This is a genomic window from Enterobacter sp. R4-368, from assembly GCF_000410515.1.
Taxonomy (GTDB): Bacteria; Pseudomonadota; Gammaproteobacteria; order Enterobacterales; family Enterobacteriaceae; genus Kosakonia.
In genome coordinates this window covers 48,351-64,944 of record NC_021500.1, presented here as the reverse complement: position 1 = coordinate 64,944, position 16,594 = coordinate 48,351, and the positions used below count along the sequence as shown (strand labels likewise).

General features: G+C 51.8%; 15 protein-coding genes. All 15 read right to left on the bottom strand.

The window, feature by feature from the left end:
- Window positions 1–35: 35 nt before the first annotated feature.
- The 15 genes from H650_RS00295 to H650_RS00225 all read right to left on the bottom strand — a co-directional run bounded on the left by H650_RS00295 (window position 36) and on the right by H650_RS00225 (window position 16,025).
- Entirely contained in the window at window positions 36–341 is a 306-nt protein-coding gene (locus H650_RS00295; protein ID WP_016495687.1) for a hypothetical protein, read from the bottom strand.
- Complete coding sequence (locus H650_RS00290; protein WP_016495686.1) at window positions 338–4,783, bottom strand: RHS repeat-associated core domain-containing protein; 4,446 nt, start codon at window positions 4,781–4,783, stop codon at window positions 338–340. Before H650_RS00290 ends, H650_RS00295 begins: the two co-directional genes overlap by 4 nt.
- Before the next feature lie 13 nt (window positions 4,784–4,796).
- On the bottom strand, window positions 4,797–5,225 hold the full coding sequence (locus H650_RS00285; RefSeq protein WP_016495685.1) for a DcrB-related protein: 429 nt from the start codon (window positions 5,223–5,225) through the stop codon (window positions 4,797–4,799).
- 3 nt (window positions 5,226–5,228) lie between these two features.
- Window positions 5,229–5,666 carry a hypothetical protein gene (locus H650_RS00280; protein WP_238328368.1) on the bottom strand — a complete coding sequence of 146 codons (438 nt, stop codon included), beginning with the start codon at window positions 5,664–5,666 and terminating at the stop codon, window positions 5,229–5,231.
- A gap of 61 nt (window positions 5,667–5,727) precedes the next feature.
- Window positions 5,728–8,337 carry a type VI secretion system Vgr family protein gene (locus H650_RS00275; protein WP_016495683.1) on the bottom strand — a complete coding sequence of 870 codons (2,610 nt, stop codon included), beginning with the start codon at window positions 8,335–8,337 and terminating at the stop codon, window positions 5,728–5,730.
- A gap of 100 nt (window positions 8,338–8,437) precedes the next feature.
- Window positions 8,438–8,830: a DUF4150 domain-containing protein gene (locus tag H650_RS00270; protein ID WP_016495682.1), complete on the bottom strand. Its 393-nt coding sequence runs from the start codon at window positions 8,828–8,830 to the stop codon at window positions 8,438–8,440.
- A gap of 4 nt (window positions 8,831–8,834) precedes the next feature.
- Window positions 8,835–9,440: a DUF3540 domain-containing protein gene (locus H650_RS00265; protein WP_016495681.1), complete on the bottom strand. Its 606-nt coding sequence runs from the start codon at window positions 9,438–9,440 to the stop codon at window positions 8,835–8,837.
- On the bottom strand, window positions 9,437–10,522 hold the full coding sequence (locus tag H650_RS00260; RefSeq protein WP_016495680.1) for a pentapeptide repeat-containing protein: 1,086 nt from the start codon (window positions 10,520–10,522) through the stop codon (window positions 9,437–9,439). The genes H650_RS00265 and H650_RS00260 overlap by 4 nt, the downstream gene beginning before the upstream one ends.
- Window positions 10,519–13,059, bottom strand: coding sequence for a DUF2169 family type VI secretion system accessory protein (locus tag H650_RS00255; RefSeq protein WP_016495679.1), 2,541 nt, complete (start codon window positions 13,057–13,059; stop codon window positions 10,519–10,521). The genes H650_RS00260 and H650_RS00255 overlap by 4 nt, the downstream gene beginning before the upstream one ends.
- Before the next feature lie 85 nt (window positions 13,060–13,144).
- Entirely contained in the window at window positions 13,145–13,507 is a 363-nt protein-coding gene (locus H650_RS00250) for a hypothetical protein (RefSeq protein ID WP_016495678.1), read from the bottom strand.
- Entirely contained in the window at window positions 13,507–13,905 is a 399-nt protein-coding gene (locus H650_RS00245; RefSeq protein ID WP_016495677.1) for a hypothetical protein, read from the bottom strand. Before H650_RS00245 ends, H650_RS00250 begins: the two co-directional genes overlap by 1 nt.
- A 344-nt stretch (window positions 13,906–14,249) precedes the next feature.
- Window positions 14,250–14,558 (bottom strand): hypothetical protein, encoded by a 309-nt coding sequence (locus tag H650_RS00240; RefSeq protein ID WP_016495676.1) that lies wholly within the window; start codon window positions 14,556–14,558, stop codon window positions 14,250–14,252.
- A gap of 165 nt (window positions 14,559–14,723) precedes the next feature.
- A complete protein-coding gene (locus tag H650_RS00235; protein WP_016495675.1) occupies window positions 14,724–15,050 on the bottom strand; it encodes a hypothetical protein in 327 nt (108 codons plus the stop codon).
- 142 nt (window positions 15,051–15,192) lie between these two features.
- On the bottom strand, window positions 15,193–15,573 hold the full coding sequence (locus H650_RS00230; RefSeq protein ID WP_016495674.1) for a hypothetical protein: 381 nt from the start codon (window positions 15,571–15,573) through the stop codon (window positions 15,193–15,195).
- Window positions 15,574–15,650: 77 nt separating this feature from the next.
- Window positions 15,651–16,025, bottom strand: coding sequence for a DUF3592 domain-containing protein (locus H650_RS00225; protein ID WP_016495673.1), 375 nt, complete (start codon window positions 16,023–16,025; stop codon window positions 15,651–15,653).
- Window positions 16,026–16,594: the final 569 nt, after the last annotated feature.

Sequence of the window (16,594 nt, the reverse complement as noted above, 5' to 3'; positions counted from 1 at the left end):
AAAACCTTCGGACGATTATTGAAACCGCAATCTTTTCAAATGATGGTTAACTCACTTAAATAAGCCTTTGGATAATAAAGCTTAATGATTTCCAGGATCGTATCTCGTTCTTGTTCTTCAATTAGTTTTCCGTTATCCCAGCGCTTAATGCTTTTTTTACTTAACATTGCATCTCGTGCAGAGATTGTGCAAATTAGCGCTCTGTCATTTAACTGAAAGTATAACCCTTCACCACGATAAATTGTTTTAAGGCGAATCACACCATAGGTTTCATCTACAAATTCGGAAGCAGAATCATCATCCTTTAATTCTTTAATGTAATTAAGCTCTTCTTTATTCACCCTTTATCTCCTTTACATTTTATTATGTGGCCAGTTTTCGCTGGCAAGCCATTTTTTTTCAGTCGTGTAACTTTGTTTACGTTGGGATTTGCTATTAATATCGGTTTTTCAATACGCCACCACGTTCGTACCTTTCCAAAATCGTTCATTTTCTTGGCTCCTGTACCAAAAACATGAACATCTCCTGATGCCTGCTCGGCAAATTTTACAGATGCGGCATCCCAAATTTCAGCAGCCTGAGGACCTGACATTCCTGATTTTGCACTTTCAAACAGATTCAGGCTGTCCAGATATTTACCACCAGACGTTTGCTCGAGCGTGGTTCGGCCATTAGCTCGCGCCCACTCCTGTGCGGTTTTCATATTGCGTCCTGACCAGAAAACAGCACCGCCTTTCGAAGTTGAGAAATCAAGTTCGCCACGTTCAATTTGTCCCATCAGTATGTCATATGAACTCAACCCCCACGGATCCACCCATCCCTGCGCATTCGGCGCATACTGGTAAAGATTGAGCCCACCCGCCAGCCCTATCGGGTCCTGCTGGGTAAAGCGCCCGCAGTCGGGGTCGTAATAGCGGAACAGATTGTAGTGTAAGCCGGTTTCGCGATCCAGGTACTGTCCCTGCATGCGCAGGTTCTGGGCATATTCAGGTGCGCGCAGCGGTGTTTCATGCAGCAGTTTACCCCACGCGCTATTCTGCCCTTCCCAACGCAACTCACCTTCCACGTCGGTGAGACGCTCCGGTGTGCCATTTGGCTGATTGTGAAACCAGTAAACGTCCGGGTCGGTAATACCGTCGATGCGCGCCAGCGGGTCGAAGCTGCCCTGATCGCTGTAAACATAGGTCAGCGGCACATCGTCGTAAATTTCCTGTAATAACCTGAAACCGTCCCAGACGAAACGCGTGGTAACGCTTTGCCCGACCGGCTGGCCAGCGCGCATCTGGCGGCGTGTTTTGCTGATGCGTCGTCCCAACGGGTCATAACGAAAACTGACCTGCACCTGCGGCTTATTGCGGTCACGCGGCTGGCTGATGACCTCCGTCAGCCGGTGTTCGCCATCATAGCGATAGCGCCAGCGCGTCTGGCCGTTATCTTTCTCCACGGTGCGACCGTGGATGTCATATTGCCAGCGGATACCATGCAACTGCGTGACGCGGTTGTGGCGCACGGCATGCTGCACCGTTGTATCGACAGGGTTGCTCGCCGCATCCCAGCGCCACTGCTCCTGCCCCGGCAGAGTACCGTCCTGCGTCAGCAAGCGCCCGGCATCGTCGTATTTCCAGCGATACCAGTTAAACGGATTATCGTCCCGCTCTTCGCGCACCAGATTATTGCGATGATCGTAATCCCAGCGGCGGGACCAGCGTCGCGGCGCCGGACGCTGCGCGTTGCCGCTAAAGACGTCTCGCCGATGCAGGCGCCCAAGGCGATCATAATCACTGCGGGTGGTGAGCAGCCCTTGTGTGCGGCTAATTTCCCGGTGCAAGGTGTCGCGGCCAAAATCACTGATCGGCAGGTTATCCAGCGCAATACTTAACAAATGCCCGCTGCCGTAATAGAACTGTTTCAGCTCACGGCCATCCGGCAACTGTAGCGAGGTGCGGTTACCCAGCGCATCGTAGCCCCAGCCGAGTGTACCGTTTTCCCCCTGCTCGCCGATCACGCGTCCCAGCGCATCGAAAGTGAAGTTCAGCTCCTGCTCCGCTTCGGCGCTCCAGCTGTTTTCATCAAGCGCGGGATGCAGGCTAATGCGTTCAGGAAATCCCGCAGCAGACCAGCGCCAGCGCGTCTGGACTTCCGGTGTGGATCGCGCGAGCAACTGCCCAGCCGCGCTCCAGCTAAAACGGTGGATAATCGCCTCAGGGTGCCCGGCGGCAAATGTGCGCGACAACGTGCGTCCGCAGGCATCGTAGGTATAGCGGCTGACAACACCATCCAGCCCCTGCTCTTCCAGCAACAGGGAATCCGCCCCCCAACGGAACTGGTAGGCTTCCCCGTTCTCGTTATGCAGGGCGACCAGACGGCCACGGCTATCCCAACTGCGGCGGACCTCTTCCCCAAGATGGTTACGCGTCGCCACCAGCCGTCCGGTGTTGTCATAACGAAACGCGCTGCGGCTGCCATCCGCCGCTTCATGTTCTGTCGGTAACCCCTGTTCGTTCCAGCGCAGCGTTTCCAGCCAGCCTTCTGCCCGCTCAAGCTGCACCGGGCGGCCTGCGGCATCATAGTGGTAACGGGTTTCTTCCCCGTCCGCCGCCTGCACCGCAACCAACCAGCCGAGAGGATGGTAGTGATAACGAGTGAGATGCCCGGAACAATCCGTTTCGCGGATAACCTGACCGGCATCGTTGTACTCCATGCGACGGCTATTGCCAGCCGCATCCACCTCTTCGATAACCTGACCAAACTCGTCGCGATGCCAGACGGTGCTCTGCCCCAGTGCGTCCACCGTGCGCGCGAGGCCAAAATGTGGGTCGTAAAAAAAGCGTGTTGTACTGCCCCCGGGTTCGGTTATTACCGCTGGCAACGCGCGATTTTCCAGCCACTGGGTGGCGCGTTCATTGCCGTCGGCATCAATCTCCTGGACCCGGTTGCCCATCTCGTCATAAACGAAGGTCATGGCATTGCCGAGCGGATCGATACGGCGGGTTAATTGCTCGTTGTCGTTCCATTCGAAACGCCAGTTTTCACCGCGTTCATCGACGAAGCGCACAATCAACCCCTGCGTATTCCAGTAGTGCTGGCGCGTCTGGCCGTCATAGTGCGTAACGGTAGTTAACCCGGCATCGAGATCGTAGGCAAAGCGGCAGCCGTCTCCGGTATTGGTGCGGTTTTCAATGACGCGCCAGTGATCAAACATCGCCCAGCGGTATTCGCTTTCCAGCCCGCCCGCGGCGCGGTGCCAGACCATAAGGCCGTCATCGTTATAACGATACTCGCGCGTCACGATCCCGCTGGCATCGGTTACCGTTGCCAGTTGACCGCGCGCGTCGTAATGCCAGCGCATTAGCGGCCAGTGCTGTTCGCCATCAAAATGGCTGGCGGACGTCACACGCTGCGAAAAACGCGCGTCATCATAAGCGAACGTCACATCAATCGCGCAGGGCGCATCGTGAAGCCGTACCAGACGCCCGTGCTCATCCCAGCCGGTTTCCAGCGCGTTGCCATATTCATCACTGAGCGAGGCAAGGCGCAGGATCGCCGGGTTGGCGCGGGTGGGTTTGAATAAACGCCATACCGCGCCGTCATCATCAGCAATGGCGACATCGCCATTATCATTGCGCCGGATGATCACCCCTTCACTGATGCTGTACATAGCGTGATCAACCGACGGCAAGGTGAAACGCAATTCACGCCCGGTTTCGTCAAACCAACAGGCTTCATCCCCCGTCAGCACCAGATAACTATCAAAAACGGTCGACCAGCCCGCACCAAACAGCCCGGCGCGTGACGTCAGGCTGTTATAGCTGCGCTGCAACCGCAGCGGAAAGCGCCCCGGCAGTGAGAAATCAAGTTCCTGCTCGTCATTAAGGACTTTCACACCGGTGGCGGCATGCACCGGGTGCGGTGAGCCAAATATCGCATTCACCGCCATGTCCGCTAACATACCGCCGCCTGCGGACGCCAGCGCACAGGGCATATTTTTTAAAATTTTGCCGGGGCGTCCGCGGATAAGCGACAACGCGATCATCGCCACCGCTAAACCGGGCAATTTGCCACTTTTGATATCGCGCACCGTCAGGGTTTCGCCGCCAATGATCACATTCGGCGAGACATTATCGGAAACGGTGCCTTCACAGGTGGTTTTGTCTTTCGCGCGTACGGCTGGCTGGCCGTTGATAAACACGCTTTTCGACCCCTGGGCCAGATATTGCGGCCCGGAGTGCTTCTTGCAGGCCACTTTGTCCTGCTCCAGCGGCGATGTCCCGGCGTCCGCCGAGCCGACGGTCGGCTGCCACATTTCGCTGCCAAAATGTTTTGCTCCGGCAAGTAGCATGCCAGCGTAATCGGCGAAACTGGCGGGCGATTGCGGCTCGGCAGGCGGTGTATCCGCCGGGGTTAAGGTTCCGGCCGCTCGCGCTGCGAGCTTATTATTGGTCAATACGTTGGCCGAGCCGGTAACGATTTTACCCGCGGGCGACGGCGGGAAAAGCGCGTCGCCAAGGCTATTCGCCATATTACTGATGTCATCGGTGATCCCGGCGACGTTAGCGAGGATGCCGCCAACAATGCCGCTTAACAGGCAACTGGAACCAATCGCCGCCACACTCGCGGCAGCAGCACCGGCGCCCAATAAAGGCGCTGCAGTCGCCGCCGCGAACGCCACCGCCGAACCAATCGCCGCATAAGCGACCCCTTCGGCAACGATACTGGTGATATCGGCGAAAACGCTCGAGTGAATGATTTCATCGCCCTGACGGGCCGCGTGTTTGTCGCTCATGCTACCGATTCCGTTATTCGTGCAGCGTCAGACTGTGTTTGATGGCGTCCCAGCGCTCGCCATCGTCATCGGTAAAGGCGCGCAGTGCCGAAAGGGTAAAGATCATCACTACCGCCGCGCCCGGCGCCTGAACGGCAAACTGTTTTTGCCAGATTTGCTGACCGTTACGGGTAAATACCGTTTCCACTTCCACCGCGCGGGTTTTGTTGTCGCGGCCAACGAGAATACGCGCGAATTCGCTCTGTGCGATGTCGCCCATTTGCGTACGCAGCACGTCCCACTGGCGATAAAACTCTTTCTCAAAATCGCTGCCGTCCGGGATCGGGCCGCGACTGACGATCAGCGATAAGCCACTCTCTTCATCGCGAAGCATGGTCATACTGGTGTCCTGCCAGCCGGCAGGAAATAATGAAAAGGAACCTTCCTGGAGGGTATATTGCATAAGTTAATCCTGAAAATTCCTGAGGGTCATATTTTTTAAATAAGAGGGTTGCGCATAAGGAAAACCAAATCCAATGCCATTTCCCTTTTCATCAAGTGGTGTGATCCAGGAGAAAGTTTCATCTTTAGAACGCCCGCGCGGAACATCAATTAACTTTAATTGCGGGTAGGTTTTCCTGACGTCCTCTAACAAAATATCGGCATTCGCGACATCGTAAGAAATGATATAAACCTTACCCGGATTATGCAGATCAAGACGGACTTCCATATTTCTGATTTCAATACCGCCGTCAATCGTGAACGGTTCTGCTTTTAATCTCTCCGCAATATTGGGATCTTCACGCACAAATCTGCCGGGAATGATTGCATCCAGTTCTTCTACATCCTGGCCGACTGTGTTTTTAAGCTGTGTCGCGAATTGCCATAATGATTGTACTTTCATATTATTTTCTTCTGCGCATGAATAAAATGAGGAGAATAAAGCGAATGTCATTACGATTATTTTAGTGAGGTGCCTTACCTTGCATATAGTCATCGTACATATTCCCGTAATGGTCTTCATAAACTTCATTGGTAGTTGAACCGGATGCAACTTCACCCCTGCGGTAAATTTCTCCAATTGCTTTACTGGCTTCATCGCGGGTTATTTTTCCGCTGTCCATATCTTTAAATGCCTGGATATATTTCATCTCATTCGATGAGTCAGTCATTGAGCCAATATCTATACCGCTATTATGATAAATTTCGCGGCGGACCTGAATTTCATTCAGCGTGGCCTGCCCTTCATCTTTAAGCATGCCGTTAACAAAATTACTTTTTGAGCTGAAGTCATTTTTATAGGGGCTGGTCGCATGGCCGACTTCATGCGCCAGCGTCATGACCGCTTCATTATCATCCGCCATACTTTCCGGATCTAATACCATGACTTTATTTTTCGTATCGGTCCAGCTTCCACCCCCTGGAACGTTAGGTGATATATTCCACTGATCATCCATGAGCTTTTTTAAATCGCTCTGCATTTTGGGGGAACTGTTTATTTTCTTCACCACGCCATCACTGAACGGCATGAATTGACTTTTACTCTTCTCGTTACTAAAAACATAATCCCCCTTCAGCGGCGGTGGCGCTTTGTATTTCGTCACCGGTTTGGCCGCCCCCGCCGGAGCCGCTGCCACAGGGGCCGCGTGTTGCACGTTACCCTGCGGGGAAAATTTCGCCTGTACCGCAGAGTTAATATTCCCTTTATGGTCAGCTCCTGGCGCGGTAGTCGGGGCTTTTGTTCCGGGAGCATTGAGATGCAACTTACCGCCGGTGGTAATGTGCCCATCTTCTTCGACAAAGAAGTTAAAGGATTTACCAATCAGGTTGATTTTGCCATTCGCATTAAGCTCAATGGCGCTGTGACCGGATACCAGCCGCAGTTGCGTCCCGGAAGCCAGAATAAACTGCTCCACCACCGCATCGAGCTTGCCTTTGCCGGTAAGGATTTCCGTTTGCCCTTTCACGGCCTGAGTCTGATTTGTTTCGACGCGGTACAGCTCATTTTTACGTACATAGTGGCTGTGGTTACTGCCGATCGAGCGCGAGGCGTCGTTTTTGACGTGAACATCCATGTTACGTTCCGCCTGGATCCACACCTGCTCTTCGCCCGCCTTGTCTTCAAAGCGCAGGGCGTTGGCGTTATCGACCGATCCATCTTTCGAGCGGCTGAGGAAGCCCATCTGCGTGGCAGCAGCAGGTAATGCCCACGGCGGCATACTCGCTTCGTTATAGACACGCCCGGTAACGATCGGCCGGTCCGGATCACCGTTGATAAAGTCGATCACCACTTCGTCGCCCACGCGCGGGATTTGCACCCCGCCGAAACCCTGCCCCGCCCAGGCACTCGACACACGCACCCAGCAGGAGCTGGTGTCATCGCCTTTCGCCAGACGGTCCCAGTGGAATTTCACCTTCACCCGGCCATATTTATCCGTCCAGATGCTCTCGCCCTGCGGGCCGACCACTTTCGCCGTCTGCGGCCCGTAGGTTTTCGGCCACGCCGTCACCGCCGCCGGGCGGAACACCACCGACGACGGAATGACGGTGAAATCGATGCGGTGCACCGTTTCGCCGTCGGAGCCGCTGGCATAGCGGTTTTCCTCGAAAAAGTAGTTCGCTTCGGTGGTCAGGTACTCGCCGTTATCGCTGAAAAACGGCGCGTTATACAGCGCAAAGGTGTTTCCCGGTGCGACACCAACCGCCGTGGCGGTGCCCTGAATCTGCTGGTGCTCCACCTGCCAGCGCTCCTGGCGGATACGTGCGTAATACTCCCCGTGACCGTGCTCGACAAAACGCCCCGGCCAGTCGTACACGTCAATGCTGCCCGGCTGCGGTGATGCCGGGTTCTGCCGCGCCTGGAACAGCCACGCGTTCGGTTTGCGGAAGTCGTAATCGTCGAGGCTGTAAATACCCGGCGTCACGCTGTCTTCAAGCGCCCACTGGCTGATACCCTCTTCATCCGTGCTGCCGCCGGACGGCGTCTGGTGATACGGAATGGTTTCATAGCCGCTGAAGGGCTGATGTTCGGTCGCCGCGTCGGTCAGCACCAGCACATGGCGGTCGGCTTCGTGGCGGAAATGGTAGGCGATGCCCTCAAGCTCCATCAGACGGCTGATGAAATCGAGGCTCGATTCCTGGTACTGCACGCAGTAATCCCAGGTGCGGTAACTGCCGGTCAGCTTATCTTCCACGTTCACCTGATATTCGCCGAGCAGCGTTTTCACTATCTGCGGCGCAGTCTGGCCCTGGAAGATACGCAGGTTGCGGTCGCGTTTCATCGGCCACAAATCCGGCTCCACGGTGAGCTGATACACCGCGTAACGCGTCCCCGAAAGTTCAACGGCGCTCACCGCCACGCGGGTGATTTTGCCGTTGATATAGCGCGTGCCCGTTCCCTGGGTGGGAATATTGATGGTTGCAGATTGCCCCAGCAGCTTGCTGCGGTCTGCCCGCGCATCGGTGCCCAGTACCGTCAGCGCCAGCGTAAATGATTCCGACAGCGCTTCGCGCCCGGAGAGTTTCCAGAAAAGTAAGCCCCCGACGGGTAACGTCGCCGTGATTCTGTTCGCCATAACCATGATTCCGTAAAAAATCAATCACCGGAAAGCGCACTTGCTGTTGCCTGTGCGTTCGTTTTTTTAGGTGGAAAATTACTGTGCGTTGCGTGTGCCGTTACGGTGCCAGCATTAATACTTTGAACTGGCTTGGCACAATGCGCATACCAATGGCATTGGTGGAGTTTTGCAGGCTGACGCTGGTTAAGCGCGTTGCCGGTGTACCTTTCAGCAGCACGGTGAACGCGCCGGTCAGATGGCGCGACGGCCCCATCACCGTACCGGACGCCACTCCCGTTGCCACTCCGGGGTTATCGCCGTTGGTCAGCGGTGTAATGGTCGCCATATTGTGCGCGGGCATGCCCATAAACAGAATATTGAGCGCGTTCGGTATCGCGGTTGGCCCCAGCGCGATATCCGGGTACGGGATTGGCGTCGGAGCTGGCATCGGCGTCAGACAGACATCCGGAAACGCGAGATCAACGCCCATCAACTGGCAGTTTGCAAACATCGAATTACCCCATATGGATCTGTTCAGAATCGACTTTAGTGATCGCTTTCGAGGTGATCACCGTGTTTTGCGCGTGCATACGCAGATAATCTTCCGCTTTCATATCCAGTTGCCCGGCGCGCACATGCTCGGTCTGGCGGGTGGTGCGAAACAGGTGCTGGCTCATCTGCGTGACCGTCTGCCAGACGGATTCCGCCCGTTTGCCAACAATGCGCGAAAGCGTAATCCATGCGGAAATCTTGTCGCCGCTGTAGTTCATCTCGCTGATATGGCAATCGCCTTTCGCCGCACTGACATTCAGCGCATCGCTGCTGAGGGTTAATGCGCCCTGGCTTGTGATACGCAAGTCGCCCGGCACACTCAGCTCGGTGGCGTCCTCGTTACCGCGCTCCAGCACGGCGAGTAGCCACATCTGGTTATCGACCGCGCTTATCAGCACCGTATCGCCCGCCTGCGGTGCAATCACGCAACTTACTGCCCGGCGGCAGTGCCAGCCGCGCCCGTCGCATTCGACCATCAGGCTGCCATCGTCAAAACAGTGGGTGACGCGTGCGGAAAACTGGCCGCCGGGCAGCGTGGCGAGAGTCAAAGGTTGATTGAGGTTGTTCATTGCAAGTCTCCGTAAATTCGGCTGTGGCGTTCGGCGGTCCAGGCCTCCGCCGCCAGTAACTCTTCGTCGTACTCAAGAATGCCTTTGCGATCGGCAAACCGCGCGCCCTCTTGCCGCGCGCGATGAAAACGGCTGCGCGAGAAGATCGCGCCGCGAAAATCGGCTTCGCACACCTCCGCGCCGCTGAAATCGGCATAGGTAAAATCACACAGGGTGAAATCGACCTGCCGGGCCGCAACGTGTTGCAGGATGCTCTGGAAAAAACGGCTCTGTTTAAAACTGGCCTGCTGTAATGTCGCACCGACAAAAATCGCCTGATCGAACAGGCTGCCGTGGGCGTGCGCGCCGCTCAAATCGGCCTGCATAAACAGCGCCTGCGTGGCATTAACGTTGTTCAGTCGCGCTTGTCTGAGCGATGCGCCTTTGAAATTGCACTGGGTGAGCTGCGCCCCGCTAAAATCAGCGCCATCAAGCTGGTTATCGGTAAACTGGCAGCCGGTGAACTGATGTTGCGCATAGTTTTTGCCGCGCTGGTCGCAGTTAAAAAACACCGCCCGTTCAAACTGGCTCCCGCTGAGATCCGTATTGCGCAGATCGATGCCGTAGTACGTGGTCAGCAGGTTATGGCAATGGTTGAGTTTCGCCCCATCAAGCGGGCACTCAAACAGTGTCGAACGTTCTAAACGCGCACCGGTAAAAAGGCTTTTATTCAGCGGGCTGCGCATAAACTGGATGCTGTCAAAAGCCGACTGCGTGAAGTCGCAGCCGTTTAATGTGCATTCGTTGAATACGCAACGCAGCAGCGCGGTATTGCTGAAATTCGCCGCGGCTACATCACACTGGTTAAACACGGTCTCTTCGAGGTGTGCCGCTGTAAGCGCGGCGCCTGCAAGCTGGCATTCGGTAAAAACGCTCTCCTGCAGATTGCAGCCCTGCAGACTGGCCCCTTCGAACGACACCTCCTGAAAAATCCCGCCGGATAAATCACATCCGCGCAGATCGCAGCCATCAAGGTTGAGTTCCATAATGGCCTCGCCGCTTTTCACTTTTTGCTGCAACTCTGCGGCACTTAACTGACTCATATCACCTCCCCGTCGCGCTTCGGCAGGGTTTTCACGCGTTTGTTATAGGCACCCTCAAATTTCGTGGTGCTGTCCGCTATCGACTGGGAAAGATCGGCGCGGAACAGATTGCTGAAACTGAGATCGGCACCTTCAAGACGGCTTTTTTGCATCATCGCGCCCATTAAATTGGCGTCGGTAAAACGCACACGTCGAAAATCAGTACGCATAAACAGACTGCCGGTTAGCGTCGCACCGCTAAAATCCGCCCCTTCACATTGCGCCTCGCTGAGATCGCTGTTATCGAGCTTCGCGCGAACGAAACGGGCGTCAGTCAGTACCGCCTGGCGTAAATTGCTCTGCTTTAGCTGCGCGCCGCTGAAATCTGCACCGCACAGCGTGCCTCCGGATGCCACCGCACAGGTGATAAGCGTGGCGTCACGAAACAGGGCTCGCTCCAGGCGGCTCTCTACCCAGGAACAGCCTTCCAGATGTGCCCCGGCAAAAGAGGCACTTTGCAGATCACACTGGATAAAACTGCTTTTATTCATTGTTGCCGCGCTAAAGTCAGGTTGCGGCAGCGTAAGTTCCATAAACACACAATTATCCAGCGTCGCGTGACGGAATACGCACTGGCTAAAGCCAGTTTTACGCAGCAGTAGTTTTTCCAGCCGTGCATGGCTGAAATCACACGCGTCAAACAGCGCATCGGTCATTTCCGATTCTGTAAACTGCGCACCGGTGAAATTGGTCTGGTGGCACTGCGCCAGCGCAAGACTTGCTTCGGTGAAGTTGCATTCGCAAAGCGAGGCACCCTGTAAATCCGTACGCGCCAGCATCGCATTGCTGAAATCAGCGCCGTCAAGCTGGCACTGGCTGAGGTTGGCACACTCCAGCAGTGCATTGCGGAAATTGGCACCACGGAGATCCATGCCGGAAAAATCCGCGCCGGTCAGATCCAGCCCGCTGAAATCCCCGCCCTGCGCCATCGTTCTTTCGGCACGCTGGCGAATAATCAGCGCGATATCGCCAGTCAGTTTGATGGCAGGTGGTTGTTCGGCGGCAGACATCAGATAGAGTTTGTGCAGCGCTTCCCGGCTCTGCTTTAGCTTTTTCTCACTCATGCTGTCGGCGTTGCGCTCCAGTAAATCCTGCATGCGCATCATCGATTCCGGCCCGCGCGGCTGGTTTTCCTGCGCATTCATCTGCGGGAAACGCGCCTCCATCTCTGCTTTGCGTGTTTCGGCCTGCGCCTGCATTTGCCGGGCTTTGCGCTCCATCTCTTCGATAAACTCAGGCAAATCCTCCAGCTTCGGAAGTGCGGGCTCCTCCATCTCCTGGAGCAGATCGGCGGTATCCGCGCCCTGTGCTTCCAGCCGCGCACGATGCTGCTCGCGCAGCTGCATGGCGCGGTTTTGCTGGTTATCACGCATCGGGCTGTGGTTTTCCTGTACCTCGCTGTCGATCCACGGGCCGATAACCTCTTCAGGTATCAAATCTTTTTCACGGAAGGCAAACAGCGCGCCTTTCTCTTTATCCAGACGCTGATGGAGCACTTTGCGATAGTGGTTGACCGAGCGGGGAGCACCGATTTTTTCCAGCGCAGGCATCAGTTGCAAAACGTCTGCCGCATCGTCTTCATTGACACGCTGATTGCCCTGCCAGATAAGCACCATCTGTTCAAGATGCGGGAAAAACCACACCGTAGTGGCGCGCAACGCGATCTCTTCAAACAGGATCTCATCGCCGCGCTGGCGCTGCATAAAGCAGCGCGCCTGCCACGGCGGCAGCGTGCCTTCCTGCAAATGCTGCTCCGGGTGCATATTCCAGATGCGCCATGCGGCCTGCGGTGGTAGCGCATCCCGCTCTTCCCACCACTGATCGGGGCTGGCGGCGTTAAATACCCGCCAGTCAATATCGGGCGCAAAACCGGGGAAATCATACTGCAACCAGCGGGCATCGTAGTTTTTACCCATCCGGCGAAAGCGGCGAGGCCAGAGAAGATCCAGCGGGCCGAAAGAGGCTGGTTCAGGTTTTGCGCGCGGAGACGTGACACGCTGATTTAAGAGTTCAATATTAGGCAGGCGACGAAATCGGGTGCCGTTGTGGTTTTCTTCCACGGCGCCGATACCGTGCGGGTTTTCCTCAAAACCTTCGCCCCCGAAAGCGCGGCTCCAGTCGAGACGCATCTGTTCAAAAGGTTTGGCGGCGGTCGGGCGCGAACCGGCCCAGTAGCGATCGCCGGTGACGGCCAGCGTTTTACTGAGCTCACCGATTTCAATGCGCACCGCACACGCGGTTTTATCCTGATGATGGTGCGAATAAGCGAAGCCGGTAGCGAGGAATTCGGCGCGCGCTTTCGGCATTGCCATATCCAGCACGCCGCCGCTGGTTTGCAACTCGCTGGCGGCCAGCTGCCACAACTCGACTTCAGGACGTAATTTTGGTTGCGCGCTCATATCCAGCAGCGCGAGAACAGAAACACCCAGGTGATTTTGCCCCTGCAGGCGAAATGGGCGATTAAGCACACTCAGCCGCAGCGGTTTAATAATCTTCATATAACATCCTTTGGAAGATTAAGCGTATCGTTGGCGTTTTTTTAACGTCAGGAAAGAGCGCCTTACGATGAAATAATTTATGAATTTAAAATACGCGCGGAAGATTAACCTTATTGAGCGAAGGATCGCTGCGCAAATAAATGACCGGAACGGTTTCGCCCGCTTTATAGTTAAGCATCTCCATCGTTTTCACCACGGTAACCACATTTTGTTGTGTGAAAACCTTGCCGGTATGATCGTTAAATTCATAATCCAGTGTGACATTGACGATGCCATTTGGCGCGGGCGTTCCCGCCACGGCCTGAGTTATTCGCGCATTAACATGCACAGGATCGCTGGCGATGCGCTTTTTTATTCGGTTGTTTTTTATATCGCGAATCGCGATTTTAATAAAAACAATAATTACCAGCGCGGGAAAGAGATAAGCAAGATACTTAAAATAGTCCATTACGTTTCCTGAAATGATTCATCAAAAACAATATCGGCGACAGCGATTTTCTTTGTAAGCAACCCTTGATATTTTATGCGCAACTTAAGGCCCGGCTTTAACCTTTCGATATCACTTGCATTAATTAAAGCCGCTGCTTTTTTCTTTTGCGTTTTCCGATCAATCACAATGATGAAATGGAATAGAAAATATTCGCCTTTTGGCGTTGATTTTAACGGTGCCCATGTTTCCAGCACGCCCTCTTTTTCAGGGCCATACCAGTCACGTAACGTTGCACGATACTGGATTAATTTCGCATCGCCGGTAGGCTCACGCAGACCTTTAATGAAAAGGTAAATAAAAATAGCCAATATATACCATGAAAAGAGCGTGAGGTTTTTTGCAATGAGGTCCGTCATGAATGGCAATACCTTATCTTCGCTAAAACTCAATTTTAATGACCGCTAAGCGGCCTTCGCTTCCTTTCTTCACTCTGATTCGCAGTCCAGGTTGGATCAATGGCAACTGAGAAATGTTCACCAGTGTTTTAGCAGTGTAGAGTTGATCACCGCCCGGCAGGTGAAAGCGAATATCATAAAAGAAGTCATTATCCAGTAGTTAAAAACAGCGTCTCCTCCCTTTAATTTATTAGCACCCAAGCAATATTCTCAAACCATTTCGCAGCGAATGAGCTATTCGACCGTTCCTGAACATCAGTACGAATAAACAATAGCGAGCATTAATCTTTTCTATTATACATATTTTATTTTTCAAAAATGAAAACAAAATGTTTATCATCGACATACATGATTTTTATATGCATACCAGGTTGCATCTGTGGAGCGTAGAAGGTATCAATCTTTTCACGACCTTCAATTTTACGCCCTTCCACATTTAAAACATAAGCTACAGTTGTATTCCCAGAGTCATCCGTGGAAACGGGCCTGATATTTTCAATCACGGCCATAATCGGGCGGCCTTCACGAATTATTCTTTCCCTTTTATTAACAGAAATAAAACACATAATAACAAGCGCAGAAATCATGCCAATCGCTAATAAAATCCCCATCATATTGCTCATTCCTTTTTTCATAAATACATAGTCAATTGTGCAGACATATTCATCTACTGTGGTCGTGCGCTTCGCACGATAGTGGAATGAGGTATCATCGGTGACATCGTCGCGACCTAACCATAATTGTCATTACTTTATCCGGCTTTCTGATTCAAGTATTAGTCATATCTTTTTAGGATTTTCTTTCTTGTAGTAAATATCCACTTTGCGTTCTCGCTCGAGAGGCATCATATCTAACACAGTAACGACCTGTTTTTTTTCCAGACTTATATCGTGACCATCTTGGGTAGTAAACGAAAGCGTAAAGACACATTTTGGCGAACCAGTACCTGAAGTGGATATTTGCTTGATATTATTTATCTTAGCAACTGTCCTTATACCGTTCTTTTTAAAATCATCATGAACCATCCCTGTATGGAATACCAAATAAATGAGGAAGCATGGCGCTACAATGCTTAATATCAGGCCAACATTATCGCCAGTGAACATTATAACCTCTTAAGATTTATATTTATCGATAAGATGGCTTTTAATGAATAACTTCAGCTAAAATGTAATACTAAAGAAATGATATATATATGATGCCAATTCAAAACCATCATTATTCATTATTTAAAAAATAATATAGGCTTCATTTATAATCGATAGCTATCACAGCTATACGTGGTGGATTATCAGCATTATATTTTATTATTAGAGTTAACCCTTTCTGAATCTTATGTATCTCATTAGGTCTAACCAGACCTTTTGCGACATATTTTTTCCTTGTGTCATTAATAGTAGCCGTAAAAGTAAAATCGTATAAAAAATCATTGCCGTACTTGGTATCTGTTTGATGCCATGATTCAAGTGACGTCTCAATAATTTGACCACTCCACTTTTCTCTGGATGACCAGTCACGCAGAGTGGTAACTTCATCTTTATTCGGCTTTAATGTTGAAAAGGCCAGTATAATCCCCAGGATAGATACGATAACGCCGATTATTAAGGGAGTTTCTGTAAAAGCACTCATATTCACTGCCATGTAAATAAACAAATTGGACTAACAACAAACTTTGGATTCGTTAATGGTATGGTGACAATAGAGATTCACCTGATCAACACACCATCTTTCCCTTCATTCAGAAAATGTTTTTCAGGATTAGTACGTAAATAGACAACCGGAACGGTACTACCGATCTGATATTCGATAAGGTTAATTGTTTTAATTATTGTCAGTACGTTCTTGCGCGAGTAGTTCGCTCCAGTTAAATCTTTAAATTCATAATCGATCGTTAAGTTAACCAATCCGTTTGATGACGGCGTTCCTGGCATAACGGCTGAGATAGTCGCATGGGTATAGACCGGATTTCTAAGAATGATTTTTTTCATCACCCCCCAAACTATGTCCCTGCAGATCAAATAAATGATAAGTCCTGCTACCAGCCCAACCAAAATGATATGCAGGATCTTCAAATAATCCATGGAGAGATTTCCTTGATTAATATATATTTCGATCTGACGACACTGATAACGAATAAACAGCCAAACCTGAATTAATACACCATCAAACACACTACCCTTTAAAGATTTTTGTTAATAGTTTTGATAATCTTCATAATAAAACTGCTCAGGCATGTTACGATTGACTCTGATTTTGATGATTTGCCCAAGAATAATTTTTTCTTTTTCAGTAATCAAGAAAGAAAAGCCTCTTTTGGAAACAAAAATTTTATCACTGTAATTATATTTGACTGACGCTACCACCACAAAATAATTGCTTATCCTTTGAATCTTATCTTAAACTACATCTGATATTTCAGCATCGAGGCTAACGCCATGCTCTTTAATATAAGCATCCTGAGCATCACGCTGCCTGTTCTTATAAACAACATACCCAACAAAAAGCAATATGCACAGTGGTATAAACCAGGCAAGCTTAGGCATAATATACGATAAATAACTCATTGTCCCTCTGTTATAAAAAATGTTAACGCCGTCATTAATTAATGGTTGCAGCCTATTACTCACTATTATTAGGTTTACACATCACC

Excerpts from the sequence above, each read along its gene's own strand:
- H650_RS00255 (WP_016495679.1), bottom strand. The coding sequence starts at position 13,059 with ATGAAGATTATTAAACCGCTGCGGCTGAGTGTGCTTAATCGCCCATTT.
- H650_RS00225 (WP_016495673.1), bottom strand. The coding sequence starts at position 16,025 with ATGGATTATTTGAAGATCCTGCATATCATTTTGGTTGGGCTGGTAGCA.
- H650_RS00240 (WP_016495676.1), bottom strand. The coding sequence starts at position 14,558 with ATGATGGGGATTTTATTAGCGATTGGCATGATTTCTGCGCTTGTTATT.
- H650_RS00285 (WP_016495685.1), bottom strand. The coding sequence starts at position 5,225 with ATGCAATATACCCTCCAGGAAGGTTCCTTTTCATTATTTCCTGCCGGC.
- H650_RS00265 (WP_016495681.1), bottom strand. The coding sequence starts at position 9,440 with ATGAACAACCTCAATCAACCTTTGACTCTCGCCACGCTGCCCGGCGGC.
- H650_RS00290 (WP_016495686.1), bottom strand. The coding sequence starts at position 4,783 with ATGAGCGACAAACACGCGGCCCGTCAGGGCGATGAAATCATTCACTCG.
- H650_RS00275 (WP_016495683.1), bottom strand. The coding sequence starts at position 8,337 with ATGGCGAACAGAATCACGGCGACGTTACCCGTCGGGGGCTTACTTTTC.
- H650_RS00245 (WP_016495677.1), bottom strand. The coding sequence starts at position 13,905 with ATGACGGACCTCATTGCAAAAAACCTCACGCTCTTTTCATGGTATATA.
- H650_RS00260 (WP_016495680.1), bottom strand. The coding sequence starts at position 10,522 with ATGAGTCAGTTAAGTGCCGCAGAGTTGCAGCAAAAAGTGAAAAGCGGC.
- H650_RS00235 (WP_016495675.1), bottom strand. The coding sequence starts at position 15,050 with ATGTTCACTGGCGATAATGTTGGCCTGATATTAAGCATTGTAGCGCCA.
- H650_RS00250 (WP_016495678.1), bottom strand. The coding sequence starts at position 13,507 with ATGGACTATTTTAAGTATCTTGCTTATCTCTTTCCCGCGCTGGTAATT.
- H650_RS00230 (WP_016495674.1), bottom strand. The coding sequence starts at position 15,573 with ATGAGTGCTTTTACAGAAACTCCCTTAATAATCGGCGTTATCGTATCT.
- H650_RS00280 (WP_238328368.1), bottom strand. The coding sequence starts at position 5,666 with ATGAAAGTACAATCATTATGGCAATTCGCGACACAGCTTAAAAACACA.
- H650_RS00270 (WP_016495682.1), bottom strand. The coding sequence starts at position 8,830 with ATGTTTGCAAACTGCCAGTTGATGGGCGTTGATCTCGCGTTTCCGGAT.